Genomic DNA, 13,785 nt, shown 5'->3' on the forward strand with positions numbered 1-13,785 from the left:
GAAATTCCTCCTTTTTAAAAAGGCGCCCTTTCAGAGGCGCCCTTCGTCTATCGATCATTCTATTATACAGGATATACGGAATGTTTTTTTGGTGGCATCGGAAGATCTTTTGTCGAATACATAGTGAATCGGTTTGCAAGTACTTTACGCAAATCAGAAGGAGCGATTATCTCATCGATGATTAATTCAGATGCCATCTTGTAAATATCGATTTCTTCTTTATATTCCTTATGCTTCGCTTGGACGAAAGCAATTTTTTCTTTCGGATCTTCTATCGCTTCGATTTTATTCGAATAGACAGCATTGACTGCAGCTTCTGGCCCCATTACAGCGATTTGAGCCGTCGGTAATGCAATACATACATCCGGCTCAAATGCAGGACCAGCCATCGCATACAGACCTGCTCCATAAGCTTTACGGACAATTACTGAAATCTTAGGCACTGTAGCTGAACTCATTGCCATGATGAGTTTCGCACCATGACGAATAATACCGTCGCGCTCCACTTTTGTTCCAATCATGAATCCTGGTACATCGGCTAAGAATAATAGTGGAATTGAGAAAGCGTCACAAAGATTGATGAACTTCGCCGCTTTATCAGCTGAATCGACGAAAAGAACACCGCCTTTCACTTTCGGCTGATTTGCAATGATTCCTACCGGTCGGCCTTCGATACGTGCAAGTCCGGTAATAAGTTCAGGAGCAAATAATTTTTTCACATCAAAGAATGTTCCTTCATCCACTAGCGCATCAATCGCTTCATACATATCAAACGGAGCGTTTTGATTTTCAGGAATGATTTCTTCAAGCGTTCGGCCAACTTTCGCCGCCACCGATTCCTTTAGTGCAGGTTTTTCATTGAAGTTGGCTGGGAAGAATTCCAAATAACGGCGTGCTTCACTGATCGCATCTTCTTCGCTTGAAACTAGCACGTCACCACAACCGCTGACCGAACAGTGCATCTTCGCCCCACCCATTTCTTCGAGCGAAACTTTTTCCCCGATTACCTTTTCTGCCATTCGTGGGGAACCTAAATACATGGATGCATTGCCTTCAACCATAATAACGATGTCACAAAACGCAGGTATATAAGCGCCTCCCGCTGCAGAAGGACCGAACAATAGACATATTTGAGGAATGAAACCCGATAATCTCACCTGATTGTGGAATATCTTTCCTGCTCCTCTGCGATTCGGAAACATATCAAGCTGATCAGTAATACGTGCTCCCGCTGAATCAACCAAGTACAACATAGGCACTTTGTTTTTTTCTGCGATTTCTTGAATACGGATAATCTTTTCAACTGTTCGAGATCCCCATGAACCCGCTTTGACAGTTGAATCATTCGCCATTACACAAACTGTTTGGCCATTTACTTTCCCCATTGCTGTGACAACGCCATCTGCAGGAAGATCGCCTGCTTCACAGTTTGCAAATCGTCCATCTTCAAGGTACTCACCATCATCGAAAAGAAGACGAAGACGATCGCGCACGAATAACTTATTCTGCTCTTTTAGTTTTTCATGGTATTTCGGCTGACCACCAGCCATCACTTCATCAATTCTCGCCGCCAACTTTTCATTATATCCAGTCTGTTCTGCTTGTTTAGTCATCGGTATACCCCTTCCCCATACAATCCTTTATAAACTGATGTAATTTCAAGCTTATATTATGCTTCTATTACAGCAAGGACATCTTCTTCGTTCACAAAATCGCCCACTTGTACGTTGATGGAGGCTACTTTTCCAGCAGTGTCCGTTTCTACAGGAATTTCCATTTTCATTGATTCCAATACGATGATTACTTGGCCAGCCCGCACTTCTTCCCCTTCAGCTACATTTACTGTAAATACCGTTCCTGCCATTGCTGCTTTTAATTGTGTCATATTAAATTTCCTCCTTTTTCTTTTTTAACCATTGTGGCAATACATCCGTATTATAGTCACCTTTTCCGAATTCAGTTGAATCTACGAATTCTTCAAAGAGTGGTATATTCGTTTTTACCCCATCAATTGTTAGCGTTTCAAAGAACTTCTTAGATTTGTCAATTGCTTCTTGTCGTTGAGTTCCATGAATAATCACTTTAGCAATCATCGGATCATAAAATGGTGTAACTTTTCCACCTTCATCATATCCTCTATCTATCCGCACGCCTTCGAATTCTTCATACGACAACGTTGTAATCGTTCCTGGTGAAGGCAAAAACGTTTTCGGGTCTTCTGCATAGATACGATATTCAATTGCATGACCATTCGAGTGTATGTCAGATTGCGAAGTGCAAGGCAATTCGTTTCCTCGTGCAACTTCAATTTGCCATTGGACTAGATCGAACCCTGTTACTTCTTCCGTCACCGGGTGTTCCACTTGCAGACGTGTGTTCATTTCAAGGAAATAGAATTCATCATTGTTTGATAAAATAAATTCCACTGTACCCGCATTTCGATAATTAACTGCTTCAGCCGCAGCTACAGCAGCTGCATGCAAGCGGTTTTTCACATCATCGGACAAAGCTGGCGAAGGCGATTCTTCAATCACTTTCTGATTCCTTCTCTGTACGGAACAGTTGCGTTCGAATAAATGAACGATGTTCCCTTTGGAGTCACCAAAAATCTGCACTTCGATATGACGGGCTTTATCGATGAATTTTTCTAGAAAAACGACATCATCGCCAAAATAAGCTTTGGCTCTCGTCTTGACGGATTGAAAATGTTGACTGAGCGCTTGCTCATTTTCACAGCAAACCATTCCAATGCCTCCGCCACCGGCACTCGCTTTTAACATGATCGGATAACCGATTTCTTCTGCCGCTTCAATTGCTTCTTCAAGAGAAGCGACTCCCGCATCCGTTCCTGGTACTACCGGCACGCCAGCATCTTTCATTTTTGTCCGTGAAGCAATCTTATCCCCCATTAATTCAATCGTATCTGCATCCGGTCCTATGAAAATTAGGCCTGCTTCTTCAATTTTACGAGCAAATGCTGCATTTTCGGATAATAGACCGTATCCTGGATGGATAGCATCGACTTTTTCTCTTATTGCAATGTCAATGATATCATCCGCTTTAAGATACGATTGCTGAACTGGACCAGGTCCGATAAGAAAAGATGCGTCCGCTCCCCTCACAAACGGCATATGCTCGTCCGCTTCTGAAAAGACAGCAACGGTCTGAATGCCTAGTTTCTTACACGTACGCATGATTCTAAGCGCGATTTCCCCACGATTCGCGATTAGTATTTTATCCATATTGTTACCCCCAAGTTGCTTGAATTGAATTTCTCCACATCTACAGTTTAAACGATGAATGAAACCGTTTTCAACTATTTGTCGATTTTCATAGAATTAAATGTACATTCTCTAACGTATTCACTTACAGATGGATTCCAATTAACATTAAAAACTACTCATTTTCCATTCAAAAACTTGGCCACAGCTAGATGATGAGCTTCACTTTCCCATAACTGTGCACATTGTCTTGCTTCCTCTATCATGCGTTCGCGCATTTCGTTGTGCGTCCAATTTGCAATGGACAGTTTTTTGTACGCTTTATGGACATCAGGATGAATGGATTTCATACGTTTCATGAATTTTTGCAAACCAACCTCGGCATCTCCTTCTAGTATTTCAGTTGCCCAGCCAATTTCTTTTAGTTCTTGAGCAGTATGTATTTTGGCTTCCGACAATAATTTCAATACCAAATCATGTCTATCGAGTTTTTCAAACAGTTGCGTAGCACCTCCCCAACCGCTTGTGATCGCGAGAGTACCTTGGATGAACCCCGCCTTCGCCGAAGACGCTAAGACTCTGTAATCGCACGCTGAAGCGATTTCACAACCCCCTCCTACTGCAGTTCCGTTGACAAGTGCGATAACTGGCATAGGCAAAGTAGATAATCTGTATAATAAACCAGCCATTTTGCTGAGCATCGGATAAGCTTCTTGCATTGTGCGGAAACCGTGGAACTCAGAAAGATCTCCACCTGAACAAAATGCACGGTCTCCACTTCCTGTAATCACAACAAAAGCGATTTCCCCGTCCTTCTCAACTTTCTCTAAGAACTCTTCTAAGCCATCCATCACTTCATAATTGACTGCATTTCGCATTGCAGGCCGATCAATTGTGAAAGTAGCAATCCCTTCACTAAAATTCATTTTGTACGCCATGTGATTACCTCCTTTTGGTTTAACTACATTGGACAGATGCTTGGGACATAAGACAGTCCTGCTGCATCTGAACGGCCGCTTCCGCTTTTGTACGTCCAGCTACGGGCGCTAGATGCTCGGGTCATAAGGCAGGCCTGCTGCACGGCAAAGGGCGCCGTTTCGCATACCTGTCTTATGCCTGTCACATCTGAGCAAGCGCCCTCCGCTTTTGGGTATACAAAAAACCACCGGAGCCATGGCCTCGCGGTGGTTTTTGAGTAGGGAAATCTGAATTATTCTCCTACTACGTCTTTTCCTTTGTAATGACCGCAAGATTTACAAATGCGGTGTGCCAATTTAATTTCGCCACAATTACCGCAAGTTGTCATGCCTGGAACTTGTAGTTTGTAATGTGTACGACGAAGTCTTTTTGAAGTTTTTGAAGTTCTTCTTTTTGGTACTGCCATTTGGGCACCTCCTTATAATCGCCTATTTCTTATCAGAATCGAAAAATTCGGCTAATCCTGCTAATCGCGGATCAACTTTCTTTTTCTTTTCTTCAAGTTGCAATGCCTCGTATTCTTCATCAGTTGTATACGACCAGCCTTTCCCTTCCGCACTTGTCATATCTTCAGCTTTTTCGCTGATAATCTGCAAGGGCACTTCGAGTAGAATTAACTCCTCAAAAACAGGGGTCGGATCTACAACTTCCCCGATAACGGGGTGAATCGTATCATCCGCAGCAAGAACTGTCTCGTCCCAACTGAATTGCTCGTCCGTTTCAATTGAAAATGGATAGTCAACATCTTCCCACGTTCGGGAACACGGCAACGTCATCACACCTTCAAGATGAAAATGACAAGTCAATTTTTTCGAACCGATCACACAGCTACCTGTTACGTAGACAGGCTTGATATCCCGGATTTCCGGGTTCCGTTTTTTAACGGAGTCAAGGTTCACCGCTTCGTCAAGCGGCATAGCACCTTGTCTGTATTTCTGTAGTTGATGAATCGACCATTTCACGTCTATATCACCTCAAGACAACACTGTTGATTATATAATGGATAAAAAGGGATGTCAAGATATTTTCTTGTCACCTAAATCGCATCAACGTATAATGCAAGTAGATTATATCGAAGGGGTGAGCAGAATGAAAGCGACAGGCATTGTAGTCGAATACAATCCTCTGCATAACGGTCATGTCTACCATGCACAACAAGCAAAAAAGGTAACTGGTTCAGATATCATTATTGCCGTTATGAGCGGAAATTTCCTTCAACGGGGAGAACCTGCTTTCGTCGATAAATGGACCCGAACGAAAATGGCTCTTGCTACAGGTGTCGATCTCCTATTCGAACTGCCTTATCGATATGCAACCGGCCATGCGCCTGTTTTCGCTGAAGGGGCTATTCGCTTACTAGATGCGGCGGGTTGTACGGCCTTCTGTTTCGGAAGCGAAGAAGGCGATATTGGCGTTTTTAAACAAAGTTTGAAAAACATTGATAGCTCTAGAGATACGTACGAATTTACAGTCAAGCAGGCAATCCAAGAAGGGACGAGTTATCCGAAAGCCCTAAACAAAGCCTATGAGACAATTAGGGAAAGAGGGTTAGGAGGCGCTGATTTATCAAAACCGAATAACATTTTAGGCTTTCATTATATGCAAGCCGCCATGACAATCGGTTCGGACATAATGCCTTCTACAATACAACGGCTCGGCGCGGACTACCATAAAGATTCATTAGAGCTCGGTGAGATTGCAAGCGCAACAGGTATCCGGAAATCCTACTTCTCCACATCGAGCCTCAAAGAAGTAATGGATTTTGTTCCTGCTACAACAGGGGAACTGCTAGACGAATGGCAAGAAGCCGGGTTGAAGTTCGGAAACTGGGAAAGCTTTTATCCTTATTTACGCTTCATCATCTTACGTGAAGGTCCAGAGAAACTAGCTCACATCGCAGACATTACAGAAGGTATTGAAAATCTAATTTATAAAGCTGCTAAGGATCATTCTTCATACCAGCCGTTTATGGAGACAGTCAAATCAAAGCGCTATACATGGACACGCATTCAGCGTATGCTCACTCATATACTTACCGGTTTCACCTATAATATGCGTGATTCGATGCATACCCCATCTTATTTACGACTTCTTGGTATGACGAATGAAGGAAGAGCTTATCTCAATGAAAAGAAAAAAAGCCTGCATTTGCCTTTAATCAGCAAAGCAGCCTCTTTTTCCGATCCTTCATTGGATATGGATATCCACGCTTCTAGCATTTACGCTTTGGCAACTGGACAGATGACAGGACTAGACTACACCACATCACCAATTATCGGAAATCACTTCTCTTCCAATTCTTTCAAATAAGCCAAAGCGTCATCAACTGTTTTAACAGGCACGATTTTCATTTTCGTGCCTATTTTCTTGCCCATTTCTACAGCTTCCTCATAGTTTGTCTTAATGCCAGAGGTCATCCCGTTCAATTCATCATCCGGCGCAAAAAATATTTCCACACCTTCGCGGTCGGCTGCAATAACTTTGAAATCAGCTCCCCCTATACGGCCAACGGTTCCATCGGGCAACATTTCTCCTGTTCCTGCAATCATATATCCTTTCGTGAGATCCTCATCAAGTAGCTGATTCATGATTTCTAACGTGAACATTAAACCTGCCGATGGACCACCGATTTCAGCTGTGTTCATCTTCACTTCAGGATTTGTTGTCAGCTCCCTGTCTTCCTGAAATTGGACACCCAGTCCTACTTTTCCATCTGACTTCGGTATCTCACTTAATGTCAATTCCACATCGACTTGTTTTGAACCGCGTTCCACAGTAACTTTAATTGTATCGCCTTCCTTTTTGGTAGAGATGAGCTCTGCAAACTCACCCGATTCCTTGAGGACAATTTCGTCAACTTGACGGATCTTATCACCAGCTTGAAGTTTTCCATCCGCTGCACCGCCTTCCACGATTGCTGCAACAAATACGCCATCATAAACGATATCTACTGGTATACCCACTCTGTCGAAAGCGACCGTAATGGCATTGAACTGCGAGTCTGACATCAGCTTTTTCTGACGGATATTATATTCTTTGTCATTCTCACCTTCCCGGCGGACTCTATTGATTGGCAGGATTTTCATCTTACTCGAAAAGTTCGACATGACATAGGCTAGCGGGGTTGCTTTTCCAATGGAAATCGTCATAAGACTGAACGATCCTACATCATCTTCATCTCCACCTACTACTTCCACAATCGGTGCCAAATCATAAGCACCTCCTGGTTTAGACACATAAGCATCCAGTGGGTAAAGAAATAAAAATGCGATGAAAACCAATGCAACAGTATACAAACCGAGCTTTTTCATTTTCAAGCCGACGCACCTCCGTTAATAGCCTGTACTCGTTATACATATATATGATGACAAGCTTGCATTTTCTTCTTAAACACTGTTAGTAAGTGTACCACCTAGAAAATCCATAATAAAGAAAAAACGACAGCAGATGTGTAATTGATTTTAAAAGGAGGAGCATGATTGATTATCCGCAGCAGAAATCAGCATCCATTGATTCTATGATCAGTATTGCAATAATATGGGGTTTGATTTTTCTATTCATTTTACAGCCAGGTATCGCTCATGACGGCGCTGAAGCGGGAGCACAATTATTCGTTCACGCTTTGCTTCCCTATCTGCTACCTTATATTATATTGACGCAATGGCTGTTAAAAATACCATCATCGGGAAAAACCACCCGTAACTGGAAACGTTTTTTGAAAGCCTATATATTAGGCTCATTCGGGGGTTTTCCGGTAGGAGCCGTTACCGTTTCTGAAATGCTGAAAAATGGTGAACTGACCAGAAGGGAAAGTGGATATCTCCTCGCTGCGTGCCATGCACCAGGTCCTATGTTTATAATAGGATTCGTAGGTACTGAATTGCTTGGCGATGTGAGCGTAGGATGGAAATTGCTCGCTTCAATCCATATCGCAAATCTTCTCTTTTTCCTTTTTGCTTTGTTTTCGTTGACGAATAATGGGAATAAAGACGAGAATCGTGCTGTTTTGACAAACCTAAAACTCAATAGCTCGCCATTTTTAGATTCTATAAAAGAAAGTTCTTCCGTCATCATTCTTGTCGCGACAACTGTCATTTTCTTTTCATCCGTCGGCAATGTTTTAACATCGGTCATCACATCTGCTTTCACCATTGATCTAGGAATTACCAAGACGGTTCTGCTAGCTATTTTTGAAATGACTTCCGGTGTACAATCCGCTGCAGATCACTTCTTTACGCACCCAGTATTCCCTTATATGATTGCCGCAATCATTTCGTTAAATGGACTAAGCATCCATATGCAAGTATTTGTCATCGGCAAAAGTGCTAATGTCCCGATGATACCGTATGTTTTCAGCCGTGCATTTAGTGTTGTTGCGGTTCCGGCTATTTTATATGTACTTTTGTAACAATATATAAAAAATGAGGCTGAGAAAAAACTAAAATACAGCCTGTTTCCCTGCGCTCCAAAAGGCACTCTTTCCGCAGGCGCGCTTGAGCCAATCAGATCACGAAGAGTCCGATTCGCCTTAATTTCTGCGTCTTTTACAGAAATTAAGGCATCTCTCCCCGCTCTCAAAAACTGTTCTTCGTAATAGCTTTCGCAGGAGTCGGCCTTTTTCCACTCCGGAGCACTCTGACGTTCTAAAAAGTATTTGCTAACAATAAACATACAAAAAGCGTAAAGAATTATTTCCTTTACGCTTTTTGTATGTTATGTCCCAGCTTGATTCTGTTTATTATGTACTGAGCATTATTCTATTTCCGATATTTATTAGCCAATGCTTTTTCAACTTCAGCAGGCACAAGTGCCGAAATATCGCCTCCATAACGTGCAACTTCTTTCACGATACTAGAGCTTAAAAATGAGTATTGGTTCTTCGTCATAACAAAAAATGTTTCGATTGACTCGTCCAACATGCGGTTCATTGAGGTGATTTGCATTTCGTATTCAAAGTCCGATATTGCACGTAACCCCCTGACTATGACCGATGCTCCGACAGATTTAGCATAATCAATTAACAGACCCGTTGATGATTCTACCCGGACATTCGGAAATTTTGCTGTTACTGTACTAATCAAGTCCATACGTTCTTCCACAGTAAATAGGGAATTCTTCGATGAATTGTTCATTACTGCGACTCTTACTTCAGGAAAAACTCTGGATGCACGTTCGATAATATCGAGATGACCATTTGTAATTGGATCGAAACTACCGGGCACTACTGCTATCTTTTTCACGGTATTACCTCATTTCATATAAATGGATATTGCAATGTTTCCATAAATAGGGTTTTTGGTTTTCACATACGGTCCGAATTGCTCAGGCAATGTCAATTGCTTCTCATGTTCGCACACGATGATTGCGCTCTCGGATAATAAACCAGCTGCCACAAACGCTTCAGCTAATTCATAGTACTTCACTTCCGCGTAAGGTGGGTCTATGAATAACAGATCGATATCCACGTCTCTTGCTTGCAGTGTCTTGACGGCATTTCTAGCATCTGCTTTTACAATTTCTACAGACTCTTCCAAACGGCATTTTGCAACATTTTCCCGGATGACCGAGCAGGCGCGTGGATTTTTTTCAAAAATATAAGCTTTTTCCGTTCCTCTAGACAATGATTCAATCGAGAGAGATCCACTGCCGCCAAAAAGCTCAGCGACGACCCCTCCATCAAAATAAGGGCCAATCATATTAAATAAGGACTCTTTCACTTTGTCGGAAGTCGGACGTGTTTCACTACCCGCTATGGACTTTAATGTTGTACCTTTTCTTGTACCTGCTACGACTCTCATTCGGAATTCCCTCTCTTCAATGATGTCACAGTGATTATATCATCAGACTTTTGTATGGATAACTGGAATATACGCCTTAGCGCATCTTCTTCAAAGTAATAGTCATCCCCTATCAATTCAAAAGGAGTTTCCCTCAATGTATGTCTTTTTTCATGTAAGACATAAAATGGGTCTCTTAATGAAAATCTGAGTTTGTCAGTTTCGTTTTCAATATAGAGTGATCGATTATTCGAAGAAACTGAATATCCCAATTGACCGAGTACTTTATCAGCTGGATACAATGTCCGTCCACCTTTGACAATCACATTTAACCCATCTACACGTTCACCGCCAACAAGCACTTCGCGCGATTCTTCAAATAGGAGCGGATAGACTGCTTCAACATTTTTTTGAACAAAGGAAGTGTGTTTCCCTGTATTCGTTCCGATCATTTCATCAAGGACAATGGCGTCTACCTTACTTCCCCGTCTTTCCTCCAAATCTATTTTTAAGGAATTCGACTGTGAAGGTGTTAATACAGAGACTAGTTCTTGATAGGCGGAATTGGACTTCTTTCCACCAGCCGGTTTCTCGAGTAATAAAGATGAGACTAAATCAGCTGTAATGTATTCATTGGAAGGAATCATATACTGCGTGCGAATCGATTTACGCACAGCTTCGATATAGACTGAAGACTTGTTGCCTGATGTGATAATCATCCGGTCGGATTCCAGCGATTTACTTGTGCCGTCGAACACCATATCGACATGATTTGCTTTTAATTGCTCCAAATTATCGGTCATTACAGCAACAAGTCCCGCATCGGCATCATTCCCGTATATCGATATATGAGAGCCTTCAAAAGTGAGTGGCAAAGCATTTCGCTGCCAATATAGATCAGTCACTTGTCCTGTGCCAGTAAATAATGAATACTCAATCATGTCCAACTTTTTACTGCCAACCAGTTGTAGTCCACTAATCCACATTCCACCAGTATTCGTTTCATCCGTAATATGAAGAATTGTAGACATAACCCTTTCATTTCGCAAAGAAGCAAATGGTGCTTTGAAAAGCTTTCGTGAACCTAACTCGCCTTGTTTTGGAATAATATAAGAAATGGACTGTTGATCGCCATCCCCTTCGAGGAAAGCAGTTGTGTTCTCATTTATTCTTGTGCAGGCTGATTCAGTCTCCATATAACAGGAAGGATCTTTACTGCCGACAGGCAAAACGATTTCGTGGCGACTTGTGTCCAATTTATTGAAATGATGACGCACAATAAGTTCATCCACGCGGTTTATAACTTCTATTTCCTGGCTGTACTTGGATTTCTTTGCAGGATCCTCACTTGCATCAGCCAATTGGCTATAATGCATATATAAGAGTACGATATTTATAATCGCCAGCAGAAAAACCGTTCGTATAATTATTTTCAACGATTGCACCTCATTGCAAGGGATAATTAAAAGGACTAAAATATTTATGTTATGATGACAGTATTCCGAAATAGAAGGGTCGTGCAAAAGATGTTGCAACAGTATTTTATCGAGCTTGGTGAAGGTTATGGAGACGTCTATGAATTGCTAGAGCTTTTGAAGACGAATCAACATCGCTTACACCGCACGTTCATATTCTCTTCAGAGATCAATGGAAAGCAGGCAATTTCGCTCGCCGCAACGTTCAAGCCAGCAAACAACAGCAATTTCATGCCCGTTTACATTTGCAGAGAAGGTATTAAAGAAGAAGTCGGACAAAAATCCAAGCGGACGTTGCTCTTTGAACAGGCAGCCGCCGAATACGGTAATATACCAGTACCAATCAGCGTCAAGCATTCTTCAGAATTCGCAGACACTCGATTATATTTCCAATACATAACCGGAATTCTGAGATTGAATAATCTTGTGCCGCCGTTGCAGTGAAACGTCAAAGATTATGTTTGAATTCCTATAATCCGATTTTATAATCATATTCTTTTGCTTTGTCAGGCTTTACATTTTCATATTCTGTCTTCACAAAAGGCCTAAATGACGGTAATACTTTCTTCACAGATGGAAGCCGTTCAATTTTACGGATATTGTCAGCCACATCGGCTTGGTCTGCATATAGGACAACATATTTCATCTTTCTGGAAATGTAATGGACGTGACCATATTTTCTTAATGATTTAGCTTGTTTCAAATGATGGAGATAAACAATAATACCTTGTCGATCAATCATGATTTCCCCCTCTTTCCTACCACATACAATACCATATGTGAGAAATGGGCTGCAACTTAACATGCTGACATCTTCCGTTTAATCACCTATAATGAGGAAAGAAAAGTTATTTAGATGATAGGAGGCTATGAAAATGGGAAGAAAAACGAAAGTGGCATTGACAGTCGGCGCGGCTGGGGTCGCGGCTTGGGCAGCGTCAAAAGCTGTTGTTAAGCCTAAGCCGCGAACATTCAAAAAAGCGCTTGCATTTGAAGATCCAGTCGTTTTAGCAAAATGCTCCGGCATGAAGGATGTACCAGATATGACAATGACGGCGTTCAAAAAATGTGCGGAACTTGGTGTCAATGGTTTTTCAGTTGATATCCGACTGACAAAAGATGAGGAAATCGTACTTTTCCATGACGAGTATTTGGATCAGACAACCGACTTTTCTGGCAGAATCTGTAATTATACACTTGCCGAATTACAACAGGCGGATGCAGGCTATATGTTAACGGATAAAGATGGCCACACTCCTTACCGTGGCACGGGAGAAAGAATTGTAACACTGCAGGAACTGCTACTCGCGTATCCTCAACTGCTGTTTGTTATTAACCTAATGGATTCACCCGATACGTATGAAGGTAGCTTAATGCCATCCAAGCTATGGCGTTTGCTCGAAGAGAGCGAAGCGGAAGACCGCGTTGTTGTGACTAGCGATTTTGATGAACAAACCGACCGCTTTAATCTATATGCACAAAACAAAGTAGCTACTGGTGCGGGAAAAGATGAAGTGAAAAAGGCATTTGGTGCATATTCCAGTAAATTCGGTCATTTATACACCCCTCGCGCTGATTTATTTATCATACCTGAAAAGATAGGATTGTTCAGAATGAATACAGAAAGCTTCATGTCGTTTTTATCCAACCTTAATGTTGCAGTCTATTACGAAAACGTCAATGACAAGGAAACGATTGAAAAACTATTGAACGCAGGCGCAGCAGGTTTCATTACGAATCACGCGGAAGCTATGCTGGCTGTCATGCAACAGATTAATTACTAAATATAAAAACGGTTACCGAGATCGTCGGCAACCGTTTTTATATTTACACTATTTACGCGGAACAAGAACAGCTTCCGCCCGAACCGCAACTGCCACCACAGGAAGAATCTGAGAAGAAACCATCACCTGTCGGAACTTTAACAGCATCGGAAACAGATTTTGCGATAATTGAACTTACTTCGTTCAATAAATCCTGGACATCGTTTTCAGCAAGCCGCAATGCAGCCACTTGCTCATTCATATCCAAATCTCTTTTTTGAAGACGTATATTTTTCATGACCAATTGATAGTCAGGATGATATCTGCCAAAACGCTGTACTTCTTCATACCGCTCTTTCATGTCGGTGAAATCATAAATCTTTTTCACCAATTCTTTGTCGGAGTATACGACATTGTTTGCTCTTCGATATTCCAGCACAGCCTCCGAAGAGAGCAGCATGTCGGAAAGTGCTTCCGATTGCTCAATGATAGACATCCATTCGTCTGTCATCATCATAGGGCATTCCCCTCCATTCTTCTCTATCATAACAAAAAATAGAAGACTGTTGCA

General features: G+C 41.9%; 16 protein-coding genes. 4 read left to right on the plus strand and 12 right to left on the minus strand.

The genetic code is table 11. The features are described 5' to 3' along the window. Positions 1-62 precede the first annotated feature (62 nt). The 6 genes from QWT69_RS09595 to QWT69_RS09620 all read right to left on the minus strand — a co-directional run bounded on the left by QWT69_RS09595 (position 63) and on the right by QWT69_RS09620 (position 5,161). A complete protein-coding gene (locus tag QWT69_RS09595) occupies positions 63-1,613 on the minus strand; it encodes an acyl-CoA carboxylase subunit beta (RefSeq protein WP_317965144.1) in 1,551 nt (516 codons plus the stop codon). Between the two features lie 56 nt (positions 1,614-1,669). After that, positions 1,670-1,885 (minus strand): biotin/lipoyl-binding carrier protein, encoded by a 216-nt coding sequence (locus tag QWT69_RS09600; protein WP_317965146.1) that lies wholly within the window; start codon positions 1,883-1,885, stop codon positions 1,670-1,672. Between the two features lies 1 nt (position 1,886). Beyond that, positions 1,887-3,242, minus strand: coding sequence for an acetyl-CoA carboxylase biotin carboxylase subunit (locus tag QWT69_RS09605; protein WP_317965148.1), 1,356 nt, complete (start codon positions 3,240-3,242; stop codon positions 1,887-1,889). Between the two features lie 158 nt (positions 3,243-3,400). Then, positions 3,401-4,159, minus strand: a complete 759-nt coding sequence (locus QWT69_RS09610; protein WP_317965150.1) for an enoyl-CoA hydratase/isomerase family protein — start codon at positions 4,157-4,159, stop codon at positions 3,401-3,403. Between the two features lie 272 nt (positions 4,160-4,431). Then, on the minus strand, positions 4,432-4,605 hold the full coding sequence (rpmF, locus tag QWT69_RS09615) for a 50S ribosomal protein L32 (protein ID WP_317965152.1): 174 nt from the start codon (positions 4,603-4,605) through the stop codon (positions 4,432-4,434). A gap of 22 nt (positions 4,606-4,627) precedes the next feature. Continuing rightward, positions 4,628-5,161: a YceD family protein gene (locus QWT69_RS09620; RefSeq protein WP_317965154.1), complete on the minus strand. Its 534-nt coding sequence runs from the start codon at positions 5,159-5,161 to the stop codon at positions 4,628-4,630. Between the two features lie 127 nt (positions 5,162-5,288). Between QWT69_RS09620 and QWT69_RS09625 the strand changes: the two genes are divergently transcribed. After that, positions 5,289-6,509 (plus strand): nucleotidyltransferase, encoded by a 1,221-nt coding sequence (locus tag QWT69_RS09625; protein ID WP_317965156.1) that lies wholly within the window; start codon positions 5,289-5,291, stop codon positions 6,507-6,509. Here the strand turns inward: QWT69_RS09625 and QWT69_RS09630 are convergent. Continuing rightward, the gene (locus QWT69_RS09630; RefSeq protein ID WP_317971023.1) at positions 6,482-7,510 is read right to left on the minus strand and encodes a SepM family pheromone-processing serine protease; all 1,029 of its coding nucleotides are present in this window, start codon (positions 7,508-7,510) and stop codon (positions 6,482-6,484) included. The two genes, QWT69_RS09625 and QWT69_RS09630, sit on opposite strands and share 28 nt — an antisense overlap. A gap of 164 nt (positions 7,511-7,674) precedes the next feature. Here QWT69_RS09630 and QWT69_RS09635 point away from each other — a divergent pair, with 164 nt between their 5' ends. Beyond that, positions 7,675-8,607 (plus strand): hypothetical protein, encoded by a 933-nt coding sequence (locus QWT69_RS09635; protein ID WP_317965158.1) that lies wholly within the window; start codon positions 7,675-7,677, stop codon positions 8,605-8,607. A gap of 349 nt (positions 8,608-8,956) precedes the next feature. Here the strand turns inward: QWT69_RS09635 and coaD are convergent, their stop codons facing one another. The 3 genes from coaD to QWT69_RS09650 are packed head-to-tail and all read right to left on the minus strand — an operon-like array spanning position 8,957 to position 11,412. Continuing rightward, positions 8,957-9,439 carry a pantetheine-phosphate adenylyltransferase gene (gene coaD, locus QWT69_RS09640; RefSeq protein ID WP_317965160.1) on the minus strand — a complete coding sequence of 161 codons (483 nt, stop codon included), beginning with the start codon at positions 9,437-9,439 and terminating at the stop codon, positions 8,957-8,959. 9 nt (positions 9,440-9,448) lie between these two features. Then, the gene (gene rsmD / locus QWT69_RS09645; RefSeq protein WP_317965162.1) at positions 9,449-9,997 is read right to left on the minus strand and encodes a 16S rRNA (guanine(966)-N(2))-methyltransferase RsmD; all 549 of its coding nucleotides are present in this window, start codon (positions 9,995-9,997) and stop codon (positions 9,449-9,451) included. Further along, on the minus strand, positions 9,994-11,412 hold the full coding sequence (locus QWT69_RS09650; protein WP_317965164.1) for a hypothetical protein: 1,419 nt from the start codon (positions 11,410-11,412) through the stop codon (positions 9,994-9,996). The genes rsmD and QWT69_RS09650 overlap by 4 nt, the downstream gene beginning before the upstream one ends. A 51-nt stretch (positions 11,413-11,463) precedes the next feature. On the opposite strand from QWT69_RS09650, the gene QWT69_RS09655 reads away from it, so the two are divergent. Next, complete coding sequence (locus tag QWT69_RS09655; protein ID WP_317965166.1) at positions 11,464-11,895, plus strand: DUF7147 family protein; 432 nt, start codon at positions 11,464-11,466, stop codon at positions 11,893-11,895. 25 nt (positions 11,896-11,920) lie between these two features. On the opposite strand, the gene QWT69_RS09660 is transcribed toward QWT69_RS09655, so the two are convergent. Continuing rightward, the gene (locus QWT69_RS09660) at positions 11,921-12,193 is read right to left on the minus strand and encodes a YlbG family protein (RefSeq protein WP_317965168.1); all 273 of its coding nucleotides are present in this window, start codon (positions 12,191-12,193) and stop codon (positions 11,921-11,923) included. 133 nt (positions 12,194-12,326) lie between these two features. Here QWT69_RS09660 and QWT69_RS09665 point away from each other — a divergent pair, with 133 nt between their 5' ends. Then, positions 12,327-13,235, plus strand: a complete 909-nt coding sequence (locus QWT69_RS09665; RefSeq protein ID WP_317965170.1) for a glycerophosphodiester phosphodiesterase family protein — start codon at positions 12,327-12,329, stop codon at positions 13,233-13,235. Positions 13,236-13,287: 52 nt separating this feature from the next. On the opposite strand, the gene QWT69_RS09670 is transcribed toward QWT69_RS09665, so the two are convergent. Beyond that, entirely contained in the window at positions 13,288-13,731 is a 444-nt protein-coding gene (locus QWT69_RS09670) for a YlbF/YmcA family competence regulator (protein ID WP_317965172.1), read from the minus strand. Between the last annotated feature and the right edge of the window lie 54 nt (positions 13,732-13,785).

Source organism: Sporosarcina oncorhynchi (genome assembly GCF_033304615.1).
Classification (GTDB): Bacteria; Bacillota; Bacilli; order Bacillales_A; family Planococcaceae; genus Sporosarcina; species Sporosarcina oncorhynchi.

Coding starts and splice junctions, on each gene's coding strand:
- rsmD (WP_317965162.1), bottom strand. CDS start 9,997: ATGAGAGTCGTAGCAGGTACAAGAAAAGGTACAACATTAAAGTCCATA.
- QWT69_RS09655 (WP_317965166.1), top strand. CDS start 11,464: ATGATGACAGTATTCCGAAATAGAAGGGTCGTGCAAAAGATGTTGCAA.
- QWT69_RS09610 (WP_317965150.1), bottom strand. CDS start 4,159: ATGGCGTACAAAATGAATTTTAGTGAAGGGATTGCTACTTTCACAATT.
- QWT69_RS09625 (WP_317965156.1), top strand. CDS start 5,289: ATGAAAGCGACAGGCATTGTAGTCGAATACAATCCTCTGCATAACGGT.
- QWT69_RS09670 (WP_317965172.1), bottom strand. CDS start 13,731: ATGATGATGACAGACGAATGGATGTCTATCATTGAGCAATCGGAAGCA.
- QWT69_RS09595 (WP_317965144.1), bottom strand. CDS start 1,613: ATGACTAAACAAGCAGAACAGACTGGATATAATGAAAAGTTGGCGGCG.
- QWT69_RS09605 (WP_317965148.1), bottom strand. CDS start 3,242: ATGGATAAAATACTAATCGCGAATCGTGGGGAAATCGCGCTTAGAATC.
- QWT69_RS09635 (WP_317965158.1), top strand. CDS start 7,675: ATGATTGATTATCCGCAGCAGAAATCAGCATCCATTGATTCTATGATC.
- QWT69_RS09660 (WP_317965168.1), bottom strand. CDS start 12,193: ATGATTGATCGACAAGGTATTATTGTTTATCTCCATCATTTGAAACAA.
- QWT69_RS09665 (WP_317965170.1), top strand. CDS start 12,327: ATGGGAAGAAAAACGAAAGTGGCATTGACAGTCGGCGCGGCTGGGGTC.
- rpmF (WP_317965152.1), bottom strand. CDS start 4,605: ATGGCAGTACCAAAAAGAAGAACTTCAAAAACTTCAAAAAGACTTCGT.
- QWT69_RS09600 (WP_317965146.1), bottom strand. CDS start 1,885: ATGACACAATTAAAAGCAGCAATGGCAGGAACGGTATTTACAGTAAAT.
- QWT69_RS09630 (WP_317971023.1), bottom strand. CDS start 7,510: ATGAAAAAGCTCGGTTTGTATACTGTTGCATTGGTTTTCATCGCATTT.